This is a genomic window from Hyphomicrobiaceae bacterium (assembly GCA_041397645.1).
Lineage (GTDB): Bacteria > Pseudomonadota > Alphaproteobacteria > Rhizobiales > Hyphomicrobiaceae > Hyphomicrobium_B.
On record JAWKWE010000004.1, the window covers coordinates 2,810,491 to 2,827,751 of the forward strand.

Genomic DNA, 17,261 nt, shown 5'->3' on the forward strand with positions numbered 1-17,261 from the left:
ACCTCATGAAAGATCATACGGTCAAGGCATACGATGACGAGCTCGATCAGCTCGACGCGTTGATTGCGACCATGGGCAAGCGCGTTGAGAGAATGCTCTCCGATGCCGTTGAGGGGCTTGAACATCGCAACGTGACCAAGTCGGAAGAAGCGGTCATGGCGGATACGCTCGTCGACAAAATCCATCGCGAAATCGAAGAGCTCAGTGTTTCTGTTATCGCGCGGCGTCAGCCGGTTGGTCAGGATCTGCGCCGTATTGTCGGCGCGATGCGCGTTGCTGTCGACCTTGAGCGTATCGGCGACCTTGGAAAGAACACAGCGAAGCGCACGCTGGCAATCTCGGGTGTCGATTATCCCAAGCCGCTCATGACCGGCTTGCAGGGTATGTTCAGGCTGGCCGTCGAGCAGCTGCGCGATGTTCTCGACGCCTACATGGCAAGGAACGCAGAGAAAGCCGTCGCTGTGTGGAACCGCGACGCCGAAATCGACAACATGCTCAATGCGCTGTTTCGCGAGTACCTGACGTACATGATGGAAGATCCGCGCAACATCGGCATCACAACTCACCTCCTGTTCGGCGCCAAGAACATCGAGCGTGTAGGCGATCACGCGACGAATATCGCGGAGACCGTCTATTACGTCGTTCATGGCAGCGATATGGGTGAGCAGAGACCGAAGGCGGACGTGACGAGTTCGTCATTGGTGTCCAGCGGCTGAGCCTGAGCGCACGAAGGTACGTCGAATGGCGACTCGTGTACTGATCCTTGACTGTAGAGGGGAGAGCCAGGGTGAGTTCTCCCTCTATCAGGCCGGTGCCGCGCCCCAATCCCATGGGGCCGAGAGCGTTGCGGCAGCAATGGACGACGCGACGGCAACGGATGCGCTGGACGTGGTTCTCGTCCGTTTGCCGTACTCCGATCTGTCCTGGCGTGAGTTCTGCGCAAACCTCTTCACAAATAAAAATGGGGAGGCTGCGCCATTCGTTGTCGTTGCAGTGAATGGAAAAGCCGTCGAAGCCGCGGATATTTCGTCGGCGGAGATCTCTTCGTCGGACGTACCTCTGCCTGCACTCGGCATCGAGGCGCTGCTGGGTACGCTGCCGACGCCGCACAAGCTCGTGGTCGGTTCCGTTGAACTGGATCTGAGAACGCGCCAGGCGCGCCGCGCCGGTCGCAAGTTGCGCCTTGGGCCAACGGAATTCCGGCTTCTGGCGTGCTTCATGTCACACGCGGGCCGTCTCTTAAGCAGACAGCGAATCATTGAATTGGTTTGGGGTGAAAGATGTGAGATCGACACTCGCACCGTGGACGTTCATATCGGACGTTTGCGTAAGGCGTTGATCCGCGGCAGCGAAGCCGATCCCGTTCGTACGGTCCGCTCTGAAGGTTACGTCTTCGAGGTGTCTGTACCGGAGCGCATGAGCGCGCGCCGGGCTTGAGACGCGAACGCGTCGTAGTGACAGCAGGGGTGTTGGAAGCCCCCTCAGTCCGGTAAAGTCGGATCGCGCGCCGCGCGCGCAAGCTTTTCGGCAAGGTTGTCCGCGGTAACGACACCATCCGTTTTTTCGAGCCAAGCCTTTAAGAAAGTCCGCTCTTGCAGAGCCTCCATGAACATGGCGCGCTTCAATACTTCGACGTCGGTGGTTGCGTATTTGCGTTCAAGGGCGGCGCGCAAGGCCGGTTTTGACAAAGCCATCTCGGCGCCGGAAGGGTTCATCAAAAGCTGTCGAGCTTCCCTCTGTGCCCGCGTGCGCATCAGTGCATCGAGGAACGGGTGCCCGGCTTGCGCATCGAGTTTGGCCGCATCCTCGGCACGATTGGCGAAGTAGACCTCGAGCGCACGCTGCCGCGTGGCCGCATCGCCATCGAGATCGTACAGTTCACTCTCGGTGGCCGACGAGATGAGATTCCCCTGCAACCGAGCTGGCAGCTGCAGGGCTTCGGGTAACTCCCAGTCGTAGTGGACATACCCCAGGGCGAGCAGCGCACCCAACACGATTCCGCTCAAGAATTTTGCCATGGCTTCATTCTCAACCCTTGAGAGCCGCTGCTCGTTGTTACCTCATGCGGCCTGTTCGAGCCGCGCCGATTCCACCCACGATTTGATGCGCTCGATGTCCGGCGGATTGCCTTCGCGCAGAACCCGCTTGCCGGCATCGCTTGCCGCGAATTTCAAAACGTCGGCGGCGAAATCGACAGGGTCGGCGGCGGCAACGTCTTTCGCGGTTCGGTACCCCGCTCCAGTCAAAAGTTGCGCGTGGGTACCGCGCAAACCTGGAACTTCCATCACGAGCTGTGCCTGATGCTGCCATTCTTCAAGCAAGGCCGCCGTCATGCGTCTGTCGCCGAGTTGCTGGGAGAGGTCATCGGGTTTGTGAGCGAGGAAATCCGCCACCGTCTTGACCCCGATGGCTGCGAACTGTTCCGCCATCTTGGGTCCGATCGACGGTGCCTTCTCCAGATCGTCCACGGCCGTGAGGTAGACATGACGCTGCTCGGGGTCGCTGGAGCGGTGCGCGGTGCTCTTCAACGGCGCAAACGTTCCGCGCGGAGGCAACGCCAAAGGTGGCTCGTCGGGTTCGTTGGCAGCAGGCTGTGGTGCCGGATCGGGAACAGCGCCGGGAATAAGCTCCGCCTCGATTTCAATGCGGCGCCGCGGCTTGCTTTTTGCTGCCGGGGCGGCGACGACCTTACCATCGGAGGCCGGCGCGGAGGGTGCGATGCTGTCGCTCGAGCGCGTGATTTGTGCGCGTTGCACATTGATTGGATCGCCTTCCGGCACCCGGACCGCGCGCTTGTCATTCTGCCGGGTGCGTGCGGCGTTGAGCACTTCGCGCTTATGCAGGTCGCGAATGATGCGGTCGTCTTCGGGCAAGGAGTGTTCGACGCGGCCCGTTGCCTGCAACTCGTCATACATGGCTTGCACCACGCGGCGGTCCTCGGCGTTGTCGATTTTCTTTTCGATCCACTTCGCCGGGATCTTGAGGGTCGCAATCACGGTGGCGAGCGAAAGATTCACATCGGGCGCTTCGACGCCGGATTCCGCGACCGCGCGGTCCAGAATGTGACCGAACCCATCGGCAGCGTACATCAGCAACTCCGCGATCACCGTGCGGCCAACGTCGTCGAAGCCTTCGTCAGGATGCACGACACCACGTTTGAAGTCGTATTGCGCGATCAGCTTCTCATAGTAGCGATGAGAGTATTCCGCGCCGTCGCATGTCATTTCCTTCAGCCAGTGTGCGCCTTGCGGAACGGCGACATCGAGCGTGTCAAAGCGTGCCTCTCCAATGGCGCGCAGGGCATTGTAGGAGCGGTTGATTGTCCACTCTACGGCGCGGTGGATGGAGTTCTCCGCTTCGGTCTGGCCGGTGTGGAAGGGATGGATCGGATCTGTGTAGTAGTGGGAAAGAACGCCCGCCGCATAGGCTGCGTCCGCCCACCGGGTCTCGCGAAGCGCGGCGACGGTGTGGCCGTACCAGGCTTCGACTTTTTCCGGGGCGCCGCCCCAATACGACTCGCCAACGTGCAGGACGTGATTTTTGAAGTCCTTGAAGCTCTTGTCTGGAGCTTTCGAGCCCTCCAGGTAGAGATCGACGTGCTTCAGAAACATCCGTCGCCAGCGTTCGGCGTCCGGGCGCTCCATGTGTTGGAGCGCGTCGAGCGCAAGCTTGTGGTGCGTGCCATTGGCATGAGCCGCATAGATGATCCGAAAGAGTAGCGACATGATCAGACGAAGCCTCGCGCTGGCCGGCTCGCAGGTGAGCCACCGGTGAAGCTTGGAGTTTTAGGCGAGTCGCAGGGGCTAAGCGCCTTGACGGCAAGACTCAACCCGATTCGTCAACGGCTTTCGTTCGTGGGCTCGGTCTGGCGCAGGCGGCGGAAGCGGATCACGTCGCCGCCGAGATCGCGGTCTTGGGCGAGACGGCGGGCAAATTCGGCGCGTTGCTGGAAGCGAATCACGTTCTCCGCTTCCGGCGCGTCGTTGAATATCCGATTCAGGGACGCAGACTTGATGCCAAGCTGTGCACCGAAGCTGATGGCTTCAGAACGCGCTGCAAAGTGTGCCGCCTCGACATATCCCATCAACGCTGCCGCAGTTTGAGCGCTACCCAGTGGCCCTGTGCGTTCGACGGTTCCAAGCTCGGAAAGGATAGGCGCGATGGCATCCACTGCATCGGGAAATCCGCCAACAAGAACTTTCGCCGAACCTTGCTGGATACACGCAGCATCGCCAAGAAGGGCGGCATCTGCAACGCTGATGGCACGCATTCCGACGAGGCCAAGAATCGATTGCACCTCGCGCGGCGACCGCATACCGAAATCTATCAGGTGTGAGCCTGGCGGCAGTTCGGTGGCAAGTCCGGTGCGGTCTTCGTCACCAAGCAGGACCTCCCGCAGGATTGCCATGTCGTCGATTGCGAGCCCAACCATTTCGCATTCACGCGCGATGTCCGTCACGTTCGCTGCCAGTTCCAAAAAAGGCCCTTTTGCCGGCGGAGCGGATGTGGGGTGCATCGTAAGATAGATCACGCGGTGACCGGTCGCGGCGAGCCGTTCGGCAATCGTTACCGCTTCGGGATCGTTGGAAATAAGGCCTAGAGGCCGGTTGGAGCCCGATAGGCTCGTCCTGGTCCCCTCGTTCATGCACGTTCTCCCTGGCCGCCAATAGCACGGTGTGCGGCCCCGTTCTTTTGGAGAATAGCTTGCGCCGCCGCCCCTGTCATTGCTTTTGGGCAGCACACCGAATGTAGAAAATCAGTTGTTTCAGCAGCTGGCGGAAGCCCCAGACGAGCAATGTTCGCCTGGGACATAGAAGCGTGGAGCCTAGCGGCCCTCACGCCACCATGCGATCGCAAGCAGGAACAGCAATGCGGACAGAGCCATGAAGCCTGTGAACAGCGGCGTGAGCTTTACGCCCTTGGTCAGATAGGCGTCACGGTCTTTCAGGCCCATCCATCCGGAACCCGCAAGCAGCTTAGCGTTCGAGAGCATCGATACGCGCGGCACGTCAACGCTCGCGCCTGTTGCGCTTGCCAGAAGACCGCTCGGGTTCGTCCAGAACACGCCTGCACCCGTCGCATCGGCAATGGGCTTCATCTTATCGGGTGTGGCTGTGACTTCATTCATTTCGCGCGGGTCTTCGATACCTGCGTTGACGACGGCCGTGAGAGGCCCCGACGGTCCCTGCGTTTCAGCTTTATAGAGGCCGGGCACTTTCACATCGACATTCGCGCGCCACACACCCTCTCCGGCCGGTTCAAGGGTCACCTGGGTTTCTTCGCCGCCGGGTCCGAGCAGTTTAACCGGCTGCACGGTGTCTTCCATGGTGCGGCGTTCGAGTGAAATCTTGAACCCCTTGGAGGATGCGATCACGCGCTCTTCCTCAAGATCGGGTTCCTTCATCAACCAATGCGACAGGCGCCGCAGAAGGTCCGTGTGTGGTCCGCCGCCTTCATAGCCGCGCGCCCACAACCAGGCTTGGTCGGACGTGAGAAGCGCCACGCGCCCTTTGCCTTTGCGATCGAGAACGAGCAGCGGTTTATCCTCTGCGCCCGACATCAGCACGTGACCTTTGTCGGCATTCACTTCCGCCAGACGGAACCATCGGCCCCAGCTTGGTACGTCGCCACCAGAGCCCGGCAAATCCTTGGTCACGGGATGGCGCATACCGGTCTTTGTGATCTTGGCTTTGAAGGGCGTTTCGATCACGCGGCCCGTCGGTGGAGCGGGGAGCACGGGTGCCAGCGGCGTTCTAAATAGTGTGTAGCGCGAGGCATACGCATCGCCTGCCGCGATCAGCAGCGCACCGCCGTGTTGGCTCACATACCGCGAGATGTTGTCGTAGTAGAGCAGCTGAAGGATTCCGCGATGCTCGTAGCTGTCGAAGATGATGAGATCGAAATCCTTGATCTTCTCCGAGAACAGCTCGCGAGTCGGGAAGGCGATAAGAGACAGCTGATTGATCGGCGTGCCGTCCTGTTTCTCAGGCGGGCGCAGAATGGTGAAGTGCACCAGATCGACGGCAGCATCGGACTTGAGTAGATTGCGCCAGGTGCGTTCGCCTGCGTGCGGTTCGCCGGATACGAGCAGCACGCGCAGGTTCTCGCGCACGCCTTCCGCGGCAATGACGGCGCGGTTGTTCGCAGGCGTCAGCTCGCCATCGGCGGTATCGAGCTCGACTTCGAGAATATTGGTGCCGGTGTGAGGGAAGGGCATATCGACCTTCACCGGGCTGTTGATCGTCGTCTTGATGGTTTCGTCCGGGCGTCCCTCGCGTCGCACCTTCAGCGTCACGGTGGCGGGTTGCCTGCCCGCCTTGCCGGTCTCGCGCACAGCAAGTTGAATAGGGCGCGTCTGGCCTACAAGTCCATACTTGGGTGCTTCGACAATCTCGATACGCCGATCGAACTCGTTTGGTGCGCCTGTCAGCAGCGTATGGACAGGTGCGTCGAAGCCGAGAGCCTGAGCGGATTTTGGTACGTCGTGAACCTGCCCGTCGGTCACGAAGATCACGCCCGCAATGCGGTCGGGCGGCGTATCGTTGAGCGCCGCGTTGAGATCGGCAAACAGGTTTGTGCCTGCGGCGGCCTGCTCGCTCGCCTTGCCGCCATCGACCCACTTCACGGTCAGATTGGGGATCTTGCCAAGTTTGGATTCCAGCTCGGACTTGATGGCCGCCGTTTCCTCGGGCCGTTTGGCCAACCTCTGGCTGGTCGATTCATCGAGCACGACGATGGCGACGTTGGCGAGTGGCTCACGCTCTTCCTCGCGCAAGGTGGGATTGAGCAGGGCCAGGATAAGGGCGGCAAGCGCCGCCAAACGCAGGAGCGCGCCGCGGGTGCCGCGCACCAGGAGCAGAACGACGAGCGCCAGCGCCACCAGGGCCAGCAGCCACAGCAGCGGATCGGGAAGTAGAGGCGCGAAATCAATAGACCAGTTCATCGTATCCTCATTGCCCCAGCCGTTCGAGCATGGCGGGGACGTGCACCTGATCGGATTTATAGTTGCCGGTCAGGGCGTGCATGACGATGTTGACGCCGGCGCGGAATGACATTTCGCGCTGGTTCTCTCCGCCGGGAACGACCGGGTAGAGCGGGCGCCCCCGACTATCGAGTGCCCAGGCGGCGGCAAAGTCATTCGACGTGATCATGATCGAGGTGACGCCGTCAGCGACTCGCGCCTGACGCTCGCCATTGTCGTGATTGATGGCTTCGACCCAAAGATTGCCGCCGTCCCAGCGGCCTGGGAACGAGTGCAAAAGATAAAACGATTTTGTCACGACGTGATTTTCGGGCACAGGCTCAAGGCGCGGAACGTCAAGCTTGCCAAGCAGGCGCTGCAAGGCGTTGCCGCTCTTGCCGCCAATCGGAAGTGCGTTGACGCCGCCTTGTCCATAGTCGCGCGTATCGAAAATGATCAGGCCGCCTTCCTTCATGTAGGCGTCGATCTTGGCCGTAACGGCGTCGGGCAAAGCTTGGGCGTTGTCGAGCACGGGCCAGTAGAGGATGGGATAGAAGGCGATCTCGTCCTTGGCGATGTCGACAGCCTGGGGCGGGCCCGGATCCACGGCGGTGCGCGTAACAAGAACCTTGCCCAGTCCGGTCAATCCTTCGCGACTGACCTCGTCAGTCTGTGGGTCGCCGCTCAAGACGTAACCGAACGTAACTTTGCTCGTCGCATCGACCGCCGCCTGATCGGCAGGCGAGAGAGGCGGTCCGGTCACGACGGCCCTGGGGGCGTCTCCTTCGCTATCCTGCGCAAACAAGGGCGTTGGAGCCAACAGCTGCGCACCAGCTAGAACGGCAAAGGCGATCGCGACTGCGGAGGAGGTTGCGCGGCGCTGGAAGACGTACTTGAGCCCGCCAGCCTGTAGGATCAGAACTGCGAGAATGTCGGCAAACAACAAGGCGAGCGCCAAGGCCAACATCCACGACTTGAGCGGTGTGCTGGCCGCATTCTCGTAAGTGAGGCGCTGCACGCCGCTTGGCAGCGATGTGATGGGCAGAAGTTCGGTCTTCGGCGTCACGATGTTGAGAGAGTGCGGCCCGCTGGAGTTGCCGTAGTATCCGGGAGGATGTTCCAGGCTCGGCGCCGTCTTTTCGATCTCGGCAGCTTTGATCGGTTCGGCCGTCGGCGGCGGCGGCTTCAACGTGCCGTAACCATCAAGAGTCTTGAGCGGCGGTAAGACGTTCATGGCGTCCGCGCCCGACGCCGACGTTCCGCCTGCCGTGGCCTGATCCGCCGAGGTCGTCGCTCCAACACGTCCCATGGTCGAGATCCGCCGCATCATCTCTACGAACAGACCGGAGATCGGCAAGTTCGACCAATCGGTATTGGCAGTAACGTGGAACAGGACGAGCCGCCCCTCGCCGTGCCGCGTAGATGTAACCAGAGGCGTGCCGTCAGCGAGACGCGCCCAGATGTCGACGTCGTTTCCAAGCTTCGCCGGATCGGCAAGGACTTGCCGGTTGATCACGACATCGGAGGGCAAGGACAATCCAGAAAACGGGCTGGCGTCGTCGAAGTTTGCGAGCTTCTGCGGCGTGGACCAAGATAGCGCGCCGCCCAACGACCTGCCGCCAGAGCGCAAAGGAACGGGAAGCAGATCGTCTCCGCCTTTTTCGAGACGAGGTCCGGCAAAACGCACCAGAACGCCGCCCTTCTTGACGAACGCATCGACCTGCTTGGCGCTCTCATCAGGAATGGTGCCGATATCGGCCAGCATCAGAACGGAAACGTTCTGCTTCAAGATGGTGTCGATGCCTGCGGCAAGGTTTGCATCCTTGTCGACGACGAGTTCGGCATACGGCTGAAGCGCCTTTTGGATGTAATAGAGCGGAGCGAGCAGCGGTTGTGCCTTCTCGCGGCTGGCGCCAGAGATCAATCCGACGCGATGCCATTGCGTGGCGGCATCGATCAGGCTGACCGCGCCAGCGGAACGTTCGCCAGGGATTTCGATGCGCGCGACCTGATTTCGCAATTCGATGGGCAACTCGAAGGGAACGATTGCGCGGCGTTCGCCGGCTTTGATGGTGAAGTTCACTTCGCCAAGGCGCTCGCCTCGCGCGGAGAAGGCGTGGATGGGGCCCGAGCGCGACGATCGCGAGGGAGAGTCTACAACGGCTTCGAGCTTACCCTTCTGTCCCAATTGGGCGGCAAGCCCCAAGGCTTCCTCACCCTTGGTTTCGTCGATGACAGCGAACGAACCGCCTTGAGCCAGGTCCGACAATTGGTTGGCGAAGTCTGCGGCGCCACCGTCATGGTCGATGCCGTCGTGCAGCCAGACGATGCTCACACCGGAAGCTTTGGCGTCGCCCAGGGTCTTGGTGATGTTCTCGGCCGTGCGCTGGCGGTCCGGCGCAAACGGCATCGGCTCCAGCGCGGCTGCAGTCGTGCGCGCGTCGCCAGGGGGCTCGATCTTCAGGGCGCTGCCCTTTGCCTTGAGCGCAGTGGGAACCAGCATAACAGGGCGGTTTTTGCTCTCTGCTTCCGAGATCAGCCGATCGATCATGTGGGCACGTTCCGGCCAGCGCGAGGCCGCGCTCCAGCCGTTGTCGGCTACAATGACGACGGGACCCGAGCCAGAGAGGGCTGCATCCTTGGTGGGATTGAGCACGGGTTCAGCTAAGGCGAAGATCACGAATGCCGCAGCCAAGAGCCGGATCAGCGTCAGCCACCACGGCGTTTTCTCCGCGGTCTTCTCCTGGTTTTCGAGGCCGACGAGAATGCGCGTGGGAGGAAACTCGACGCGCGCTGGGCTAGGAGGCACGGCGCGCAAGAGCCAGTAGATCACCGGCAGGCTGGCGAGCGCCGCGAGCAGCCACGGATTGAGAAAGGCGAGAGCTCCAAACGTCATTTGCCGGGATCCCCCACGTCCGTGCCCTTCCAACGCAGAGCGGCGCCGGAGCCGCTCAAGTGTGCAACGAGCGCAAGCAGAGGTTCGGAGGCGGATCGGTCTGTGTGATGGACGAGGAACGACCAGCCGATACGGTGGGCGATCTCCTGGATAGCAGCGCGATGGGCAAGAAAGCGATCGACATAGCGCTCTCTCAGACCTTCCACGCGATCAGCCACCCAACGTTCGCTACCATCAGGCGACAGGAATTCCGTGCGCCCGGCGTAAGGCAAAGTCTCCTCGGCGGGATCGAGCACTTGAATGAGATGTCCGTTGGCGCCTGCGGCACCGAGCGTTTCAATTGCTTCGCGAACTTCCTCGATAGGATCGAGGAAGTCTGAAATCAGGATCACGCTGGAAAAGCGCGCGAGCTTGTCGCTCGCGGGAAGGGATTTATCAAGAGCGTCGGCGCCTTCGGCTACAATGGTATGCGCGAGCTTTTGCGTTGCGCGGCGATTGGCGCTGGGCTGGGTGAGGCCGAGAAGGGCGACGCGCTCGCCACCGCGCACCAGAATTTCCGTGGCGGCGAGTGTGAGGACCAGCGCACGCTGCTGTTTGGAGACCTTTGAAAGGTGGCTCTTGAATCGCATAGAAGGCGACAAGTTCGGCCACAGGTAAACAGTGTGTGCTGCTTCCCACTCGCGCTCGCGCACGAACAACGTGTCCGAGCCAGCCGAGCGGCGCCAGTCGATAAGGTGCGCGCCTTCACCGGACTGATATTGGCGGAACTGCCAGAACGTCTCGCCGGGGCCCGAGCGCCTGCGGCCGTGAATGCCGTGCGCGACGGTCGCGGCGATGCGATCGGCTTCCATCAGCAGGTCCGGCATCAAATCGACGAGACCGACTGCTTCGCGTTCAAGCGCGAGGACGCGGCGGCCGTCGTCGGACGCGCTACTCTTTCGGCCGGCGGGGCCTGCCATCTGTGCTACTCCACCGCTTCCGCGAGGCGCGCGATGATCTTGGAGAGATCCTGGCCTTCCGCACGCGCGGCGAACGACAGCGCCATACGATGCTTGAGGATGGGTTCGGCAAGGCCGATGACGTCGTCAACGGAAGGCGCTAAGCGCCCGTCGATCAGGGCCTTGGCGCGAACCGCCAGCATGAGCGCCTGGCTCGCGCGCGGCCCCGGGCCCCAGGCCACGTATTTGTCTGTCTCGGCGCTCGCGCCGGTACCTGGACGGCAAGAACGAACCAGCTTCAGGATCGCTTCGACAACCTTGTCGGGCACCGGGATCTGGCGCACGAGGCGCTGGATCGCCATCACATCCTGCGCCGAAAGCACCGGCTCGATCTTCGCGCTCTCCGTACCCGTGGTCGCATACAGCATCCGCCGTTCGGCGACGAGGTCGGGATAGTCAACGTCGATCTGCAGCAGGAAGCGGTCGAGCTGGGCTTCTGGCAGAGGATACGTGCCTTCCTGTTCAAGCGGGTTCTGGGTTGCCAACACGTGGAAGGGTGCCGGTGTGTCATGGCGGTGGCCCGCCACGGTAACGTGGCGCTCCTGCATGGCCTGCAGCAAAGCCGACTGGGTCTTGGGCGATGCGCGGTTGATTTCGTCAGCCATGAGCAGCTGGGTGAAGATCGGGCCCTTGATGAAGCGGAAAGAGCGCGCCCGCCCGGGCTCGTCTTCAAGAACTTCCGAGCCGATGATGTCGGACGGCATCAAGTCAGGGGTGAACTGAATGCGTTTGGCTTCCAATCCGAGAACTTTGCCGAGCGTATCGACGAGAAGCGTCTTGGCGAGGCCCGGCACGCCGATCAGCAGTGCGTGGCCGCCCGAGAGAATGGTGAGGATCGTGCGTTCGATAACGACATCCTGGCCGAAAATAACCGTGGCCGCGGTCTTGTGGGCGCGCTGAACGCGCTCGGACGCCGCCTCAAGGCGCGGAACGATATCGGCGTTAGTTTCGATAACTGTGCTCATGCAGACCGCATCCCTTGGCAATTTCGCTCATGCCCTCATTTGCAAGGGGCAGGCTTGTTGTCGTTTGTCCCGATGGGTCCAATAACGCGCGCCAAATACGCTCTCGTAGCGCAACCGACAAAAGCGTTAACGCGGACACCATCTCCACCTTGAACGTTCGGTCTCAGGGTCCCCTAGCGTCAAGTGAATGTTACGTTAGAAATGCCCTCTGAGCCGTTGAATTGCGACGAAAGGTGGAGCGGGGCTGATACACCTCGCCGGAATGCTGCGATGAACGAAAACGATAAAGTGAACACTGGACTTAAGGAGTTGATCGCATCGGCAGGAGAAGGGGCCGGAGCCCGGCCGGTGGAGGCTTGGAATCCACCCTACTGCGGCGATATCGGCATGGCGATCAAGTCTGATGGAACTTGGACGTTTGGTGGAAGTCCGATCGGCAGGTTTGCGCTCGTAAAGCTGTTTGCGTCTATCCTGCGCAAGGACGCGGACGGCCGCACCTATCTCGTAACTCCAGTAGAGAAGGTGGATTGCCACGTCGCAGATGCGCCGTTCATGGCGGTGGAAATGGCGGTCTCAAATAGCGGCCGCGCACAAACCCTGACCTTTCGTACCAACGTGGATGATATCGTCACCGCGGATCGGGACCATCCGATGCGGTTCAGCGTGGAGGCGCCTGCGGGAGGACTTAAGCCTTATGTTTTAGTACGCGGACGGCTGGAGGCATTACTGACGCGCGCAGTCTATGCCGATCTCGTAGAGCTTGCCGTGGAGCATGAGGGACGGCCCGGCGTATGGAGCGGCGGGATATTTTGGCCGTTCGAGGAACAAGCCTAACCAGACATCGGACGAGTATTGTTCAGCCAAGTCTCGCATCCGCGAGCAGCCCGCTTGCGATCCAACTTTGAAGATAGCCTGCGGCACGCATTGGCGCGCTGTCCGGATCATCAAAGGTTGCAGCCATCTCGCAAAGTACGCCGAACGAGACGCCTTTGCAGGCTTCATCCCACATCATGCATTCTTCAGGTCCCAGCACTCTGAAGTGAGAGTCGAGATCCTGACGCCAGATGAGCAGAGACTGTGGCTCGGCAAGCGGATGGGCGGCGGGCGGTGGTTCGTCGGCAGCCAAGGCGCACCAAATGGCGTTGAGGTCGAAATTCGTATCGATCCGCCGCGCCGTCGGGTGCGGCTCAAATGAAAGGCGGCCGAAATCTTCAGGTGCGAAGGAAGATAAATATTCCAGCGTCAGAGCCGGTGTGTCAGCAGCGTCGAAGATGTCATTCAGAAAGCCCTCCAGCTGTGCAAGATTTCCTATGACGGGATGATCCGTGCAGCGCGGATGCCGCGCGACGAATTCGGGGAACGCGACACCATACCAGCGTGCATTCGGATCGTGCGAGGGATGCGTTTCGATAAACTCCCGCGCTAGATTGTCGAACGCTTTGTCGCCCATGAATGTATGCAAACGCTCGAAGTCATGCCGAAGAATTCCGACGAGCCGCAAGCGGTAGGCATCGCGATAAACGTCGAAGAGTGTTTCCTTGTCTTCGCGCGGGCTGTCGGGGATCGACGGCAGGATACCGTCCGTCCCTGAAAGAACGCTTTGCTGGAATTGGGCAAGGAGGTCCGCAAAATTCATGTGAGGCGATTTCGCTTCATGGTTTCTCGCGCAATCAGGCTGCGCTCGCGCGCGGCGTGCGCGCTGGGAACGGTCGGCCGAGCGTTGTCTCCGCGATGTTACGGGCTTGCTGTAGTTCCTCAACCAGTTCAGCAAGGGGTGGAATGTTGTCGTCGCGTTCGATCATGGTCGAAACGGGCCCGAACCGCTGCAACGCGGCGGTGTAAAGGTCCCATACTTCCTGACGCACCGGCGCATCATGGGTATCGATGAGGTGCGTTCCCATGTCGGAATGTCCAGCCAAATGAAATTGCACGACGCGGTCGGCGGGAATGGCGTTGAGGAATGCTTGTGCATCGTATCCATGATTATAGCAGCTGACGAACACGTTGTTGACGTCCAACAAAAGCCAGCAACCGGTACGGCGGCTCATCTCAGCGATAAAATCCCACTCGCTCATCTCGCTTTCCTTGAACGTGACGTAGGTCGACACGTTTTCAAGACACAGCGGCCGACCGAGGCGTTCTTGGATGTACTGGATGCGCGCCACCACGTGATCGAGCGCCTCGCGCGTATAGGGGAAGGGTAGAAGGTCGTGCAGATTGACGCCGTGCACGCCTGTCCAGCACAAATGATCGGAAACCCACTTCGGGTTTACACGGCGGGCAAGAGCCGACAGGGCGTCGAGATAATCTTCATCGAAAGGTGCGGTTGATGCGATGGAAAGCGACACGCCGTGCATGACGAGCGGATAGCGTTCGGCAATCGCGTCCAGCATACGCAGCGGACGCCCACCGCGGACCATGTAGTTTTCTGAGATAATTTCAAACCAATCGACCGACGGATTGCCTTCCAGGATCTCGGTGTAATGCTGTGGGCGCAGGCCAAGCCCAAATCCGAGCGGTGCGGGCCGTTCGTGCGAAGTCTTGCCTTCCGTGCGCCGTCGATCTGCGGGAGGATTTAAGTTGGCCATGGAAAGGCACCTTGGCTTAGGTTCGACAGGTATCCGACATAGCAGTCGGTGATGGGAGAGCGCTGCTTGTTGCGCGTTAGACAGGGCCGAGACCCGGAAACAACCGGGAGGACTGTCTCCAGATCTCGGCCTTTTCGTGCAAGGAACAAGCTTGAGAGGTTTACTTCGCTTCCTCGAAGCTGATCTGCACTTTCTCATCCTTGTTGGAAGCTGCCGCCGCGTCGCATTCTTCCTTCGTCATTTCGAGGAAGCCCTGACCTTTACACTTGTTCTGGCCGCCGCATTCGTTCTTTGCCGTTTTGCATGCGCTCTTTCCCGCGCAGGCGTTGGCGCCGATGCAGTGTCCTTTGGCGGTGGCGGCGGTTGCCCCGTTGATGACGGCCGCTCCGGAGAAAAGAAGTGCAGCCGCTGTTGCCGCGATGGCCGCGCCGGACTTGGGTGACATGTTCATTTGGGTATACCTCCACTGGTGCCGGCGTGCGGTCAGCTACGCAGGCTGTCTAAGTCTGCAGGATGCGAGACTTCTGCCCCTCGTCCTGGCAGGAGATTCGGTCTCATCGACCTCAGTGACCTGCAGGCAAAGGTACGGCGGATCACGAGCGGGAGTTTCACGCTCACAATTCTGTGATCGAAATATTTTGAGCCCGCAGCCGGGGCAGCAGCAAGAGGTCAGTTGAGTTTGAGCTCGGCGTCGAGAAGGCGAAGCTCAGCGGGCCTGATGAGTTTGTCGTGCGCGACGGTCACTTTATACAGCTTCCCGTCCAGCTTTGCGCTCCAGAACTCCAGGAAGGATTTGAGCTTCGGGAAGCGCGGCGCCAGATCGTACTCCTGCCAGATGTAGCTTTGGAGCAGGGCGGGGTAGTCCGGCAGCCGGTAGATTATTTCGGCCGTCGTCAGACTGAAGCCTTGCAGTTGCGCGCGAAAATCTGCGTCGCCCTCGTAATGCGTTTTGCTATTGCCGGACACTCAAGCTCTCCCTTCTGTTGGTCGAACATGATCACCATGCGTAGGTATTGTCAGGCGAGAATCGCTCGTCCGCAAGCAAGAAAAATTATGGAAAACAATCATCTAGCAGCACGGATAAATGAGTGCTGATAGCCGCTTTGGCGCCTTTTCGCGCATCCGTTTGCACAATCGCGAGGCGCAACTAATCTAATTCATGGAATTTGAAGGCCATGTTCGTGATCGAGACCGCGCTCAAGAGCTTCACCACCTTTCTGGCGACCGTCGGTCCGGTCGAAGCGGCTGTGTTGTTTGCGACACTAACCCCACGCATTAGTCCGGCGGCTCGTCGCGGGATCGCAATCCGCGCGAGCGTCATCGCAACGATCATTCTGCTGATCTTCACCGTTCTCGGTGGACCGCTTCTATCGCAACTGGGCGTTTCCCTTGCTGCACTGCAAACCGCTGGCGGGATCATCCTTCTGATGCTGGCGATCGATATGGTGTTCGCCCGTCCTGGGAGTTCGTTGAAGTTGACGCCGAACGAGGACGAGGAAGCGCATTCGCGCGATGACATGGCGGTGTTCCCGCTGGCGACGCCGTTGCTGGCGGGGCCGGGCGCCATGAGCGCTGGAATTGTTTTGACGGCGAACGCCGCGCACCAGCCTTTCGGGATCGCGGTTGTGGTCGCCGCTTTGTTGAGTGTGATGGCTTTGACGCTCGCGTTGCTCATCGTCGCGCACGAGTTCAACTCCAGGATCAGTCTCACCGCGCAGCGCGTGCTCGTGCGGGTATTTGGAATTCTGCTGGCGGCCATCGCGGTGCAGTCGGTCTTCAACGGCATCGCTGCGTCAGGTCTGCTGCGCGCCTAATCCAAGACGCTCGTTAGTGGGTTCTTAAGGCCTGGATGTTTCAATCCGGGACAAGGTTTTGCGTTCGCGTTTGTTGCGTCGCTGTTGAGTTTCCAAGAGGCGTTTCATGTCCGTGTTGCGTTCCGGCCCTCGGTCGGTCCTGTTCTACTGCGCGCTCAGCGCGCTGATCGGTGTCGGAGGATGCGCCTCCACACAAGCTCCCAGCTATTCGGCTCAGAATTCCGCGCCCCGCGTTGTGGCGCAAACGGCTCCTACGACCGAGGATGACGGTTTGCCAGCGCAAGCCCCGCCGCCTGCATACATCCGTCAATTGCCCGACGATCCCTCCGAACCTTTCAGCCCGAACTACGGAGGCGGCAATCCCGCTGCGATGAGACCGCCGCCGGCCGGCAAGACCCAGCCTCAGCAACAAGCGCAAGCTGTGCGCGTGCCGGTACCAGACGACTTGCCGCCCGCGTTCCGTAACAAGCTCGTGACTGCGCTCCGACAAGATGAATGATCGTTCAGCGCAACGACATATCGGACGCATGATCTCCGCCTAGTCGTGGATGCAACGAAAGAGCGTTGAACTTTGCAGCAGCTCTGTTCGTTGAACACGCACCAATAGCGCGCACCAGCTGGCGCGCTGGCAAGGAGACATACGATGCAAACGATCAAACTTGGTATGCTCGCTCTCGCCGCGGGCTTTATGTTCCAGGGCTTCGCGCCGACGAGTGCAGAAGCTGCACCGCTCGTGCCTGCGGCCCAATCGCTTGGACAAAGCACAGGCAGTGGCGTGGCGCAGGTTCATTACGGCTACCGCGGCCACGTTCATCGCCGCTATTGGGGACCCCGGGTCTGGGGTCCGCGCGTTCAGGTCTATCGCGGCTATGAGGGCTGCCATTGGATGAAGCGTCGCGCCCTCAACACAGGAAACCGCTATTGGTGGCGCCGCTACAACGCTTGCCGCCGCGGCTGGTAAGTGAGCGGCTGTAGTCGTTTTTGATTTGATGGGGGTGCAGCAACGCACCCCCATTTGCTTTTGGCCCCATTTGCTTTG

At 60.5% G+C, this 17,261-nt stretch carries 17 protein-coding genes; 6 read left to right on the top strand and 11 right to left on the bottom strand.

What is annotated here, in order from left to right; genetic code table 11:
- The first annotated feature begins 5 nt into the window (after positions 1-5).
- Positions 6-716 carry a phosphate signaling complex protein PhoU gene (phoU, locus tag R3D51_13135; protein MEZ5900421.1) on the top strand — a complete coding sequence of 237 codons (711 nt, stop codon included), beginning with the start codon at positions 6-8 and terminating at the stop codon, positions 714-716.
- Between the two features lie 25 nt (positions 717-741).
- The gene (locus R3D51_13140) at positions 742-1,437 is read left to right on the top strand and encodes a winged helix-turn-helix domain-containing protein (GenBank protein ID MEZ5900422.1); all 696 of its coding nucleotides are present in this window, start codon (positions 742-744) and stop codon (positions 1,435-1,437) included.
- 44 nt (positions 1,438-1,481) lie between these two features.
- On the opposite strand, the gene R3D51_13145 is transcribed toward R3D51_13140, so the two are convergent.
- From R3D51_13145 to R3D51_13175, 7 genes are all read right to left on the bottom strand, one after another.
- On the bottom strand, positions 1,482-2,018 hold the full coding sequence (locus R3D51_13145; protein MEZ5900423.1) for a hypothetical protein: 537 nt from the start codon (positions 2,016-2,018) through the stop codon (positions 1,482-1,484).
- 42 nt (positions 2,019-2,060) lie between these two features.
- Positions 2,061-3,725: a DUF4332 domain-containing protein gene (locus R3D51_13150; protein ID MEZ5900424.1), complete on the bottom strand. Its 1,665-nt coding sequence runs from the start codon at positions 3,723-3,725 to the stop codon at positions 2,061-2,063.
- Positions 3,726-3,838: 113 nt separating this feature from the next.
- Positions 3,839-4,645: an NAD(P)-binding domain-containing protein gene (locus R3D51_13155; protein ID MEZ5900425.1), complete on the bottom strand. Its 807-nt coding sequence runs from the start codon at positions 4,643-4,645 to the stop codon at positions 3,839-3,841.
- A gap of 180 nt (positions 4,646-4,825) precedes the next feature.
- Complete coding sequence (locus tag R3D51_13160) at positions 4,826-6,943, bottom strand: hypothetical protein (protein ID MEZ5900426.1); 2,118 nt, start codon at positions 6,941-6,943, stop codon at positions 4,826-4,828.
- Positions 6,944-6,950: 7 nt separating this feature from the next.
- Positions 6,951-9,857, bottom strand: coding sequence for a DUF4159 domain-containing protein (locus tag R3D51_13165; GenBank protein ID MEZ5900427.1), 2,907 nt, complete (start codon positions 9,855-9,857; stop codon positions 6,951-6,953).
- Positions 9,854-10,816, bottom strand: coding sequence for a DUF58 domain-containing protein (locus tag R3D51_13170; protein MEZ5900428.1), 963 nt, complete (start codon positions 10,814-10,816; stop codon positions 9,854-9,856). The genes R3D51_13165 and R3D51_13170 overlap by 4 nt, the downstream gene beginning before the upstream one ends.
- Before the next feature lie 5 nt (positions 10,817-10,821).
- A complete protein-coding gene (locus R3D51_13175) occupies positions 10,822-11,820 on the bottom strand; it encodes a MoxR family ATPase (GenBank protein ID MEZ5900429.1) in 999 nt (332 codons plus the stop codon).
- 270 nt (positions 11,821-12,090) lie between these two features.
- Here R3D51_13175 and R3D51_13180 point away from each other — a divergent pair, with 270 nt between their 5' ends.
- Entirely contained in the window at positions 12,091-12,654 is a 564-nt protein-coding gene (locus R3D51_13180; protein MEZ5900430.1) for a DUF1285 domain-containing protein, read from the top strand.
- Between the two features lie 22 nt (positions 12,655-12,676).
- On the opposite strand, the gene R3D51_13185 is transcribed toward R3D51_13180, so the two are convergent.
- The 4 genes from R3D51_13185 to R3D51_13200 all read right to left on the bottom strand — a co-directional run bounded on the left by R3D51_13185 (position 12,677) and on the right by R3D51_13200 (position 15,374).
- A complete protein-coding gene (locus tag R3D51_13185; GenBank protein MEZ5900431.1) occupies positions 12,677-13,456 on the bottom strand; it encodes a DNA-binding domain-containing protein in 780 nt (259 codons plus the stop codon).
- Positions 13,457-13,490: 34 nt separating this feature from the next.
- On the bottom strand, positions 13,491-14,408 hold the full coding sequence (locus R3D51_13190) for a DUF692 domain-containing protein (GenBank protein ID MEZ5900432.1): 918 nt from the start codon (positions 14,406-14,408) through the stop codon (positions 13,491-13,493).
- Positions 14,409-14,568: 160 nt separating this feature from the next.
- Positions 14,569-14,859: a hypothetical protein gene (locus tag R3D51_13195; GenBank protein MEZ5900433.1), complete on the bottom strand. Its 291-nt coding sequence runs from the start codon at positions 14,857-14,859 to the stop codon at positions 14,569-14,571.
- A gap of 218 nt (positions 14,860-15,077) precedes the next feature.
- On the bottom strand, positions 15,078-15,374 hold the full coding sequence (locus R3D51_13200) for an usg protein (protein MEZ5900434.1): 297 nt from the start codon (positions 15,372-15,374) through the stop codon (positions 15,078-15,080).
- Positions 15,375-15,583: 209 nt separating this feature from the next.
- Between R3D51_13200 and R3D51_13205 the strand changes: the two genes are divergently transcribed.
- The 3 genes from R3D51_13205 to R3D51_13215 all read left to right on the top strand — a co-directional run bounded on the left by R3D51_13205 (position 15,584) and on the right by R3D51_13215 (position 17,183).
- Positions 15,584-16,222, top strand: a complete 639-nt coding sequence (locus tag R3D51_13205; GenBank protein ID MEZ5900435.1) for a MarC family protein — start codon at positions 15,584-15,586, stop codon at positions 16,220-16,222.
- A 106-nt stretch (positions 16,223-16,328) separates the two neighbouring features.
- Positions 16,329-16,721: an adhesin gene (locus tag R3D51_13210; GenBank protein ID MEZ5900436.1), complete on the top strand. Its 393-nt coding sequence runs from the start codon at positions 16,329-16,331 to the stop codon at positions 16,719-16,721.
- 144 nt (positions 16,722-16,865) lie between these two features.
- Positions 16,866-17,183 carry a hypothetical protein gene (locus R3D51_13215; protein ID MEZ5900437.1) on the top strand — a complete coding sequence of 106 codons (318 nt, stop codon included), beginning with the start codon at positions 16,866-16,868 and terminating at the stop codon, positions 17,181-17,183.
- Positions 17,184-17,261 lie beyond the last annotated feature (78 nt).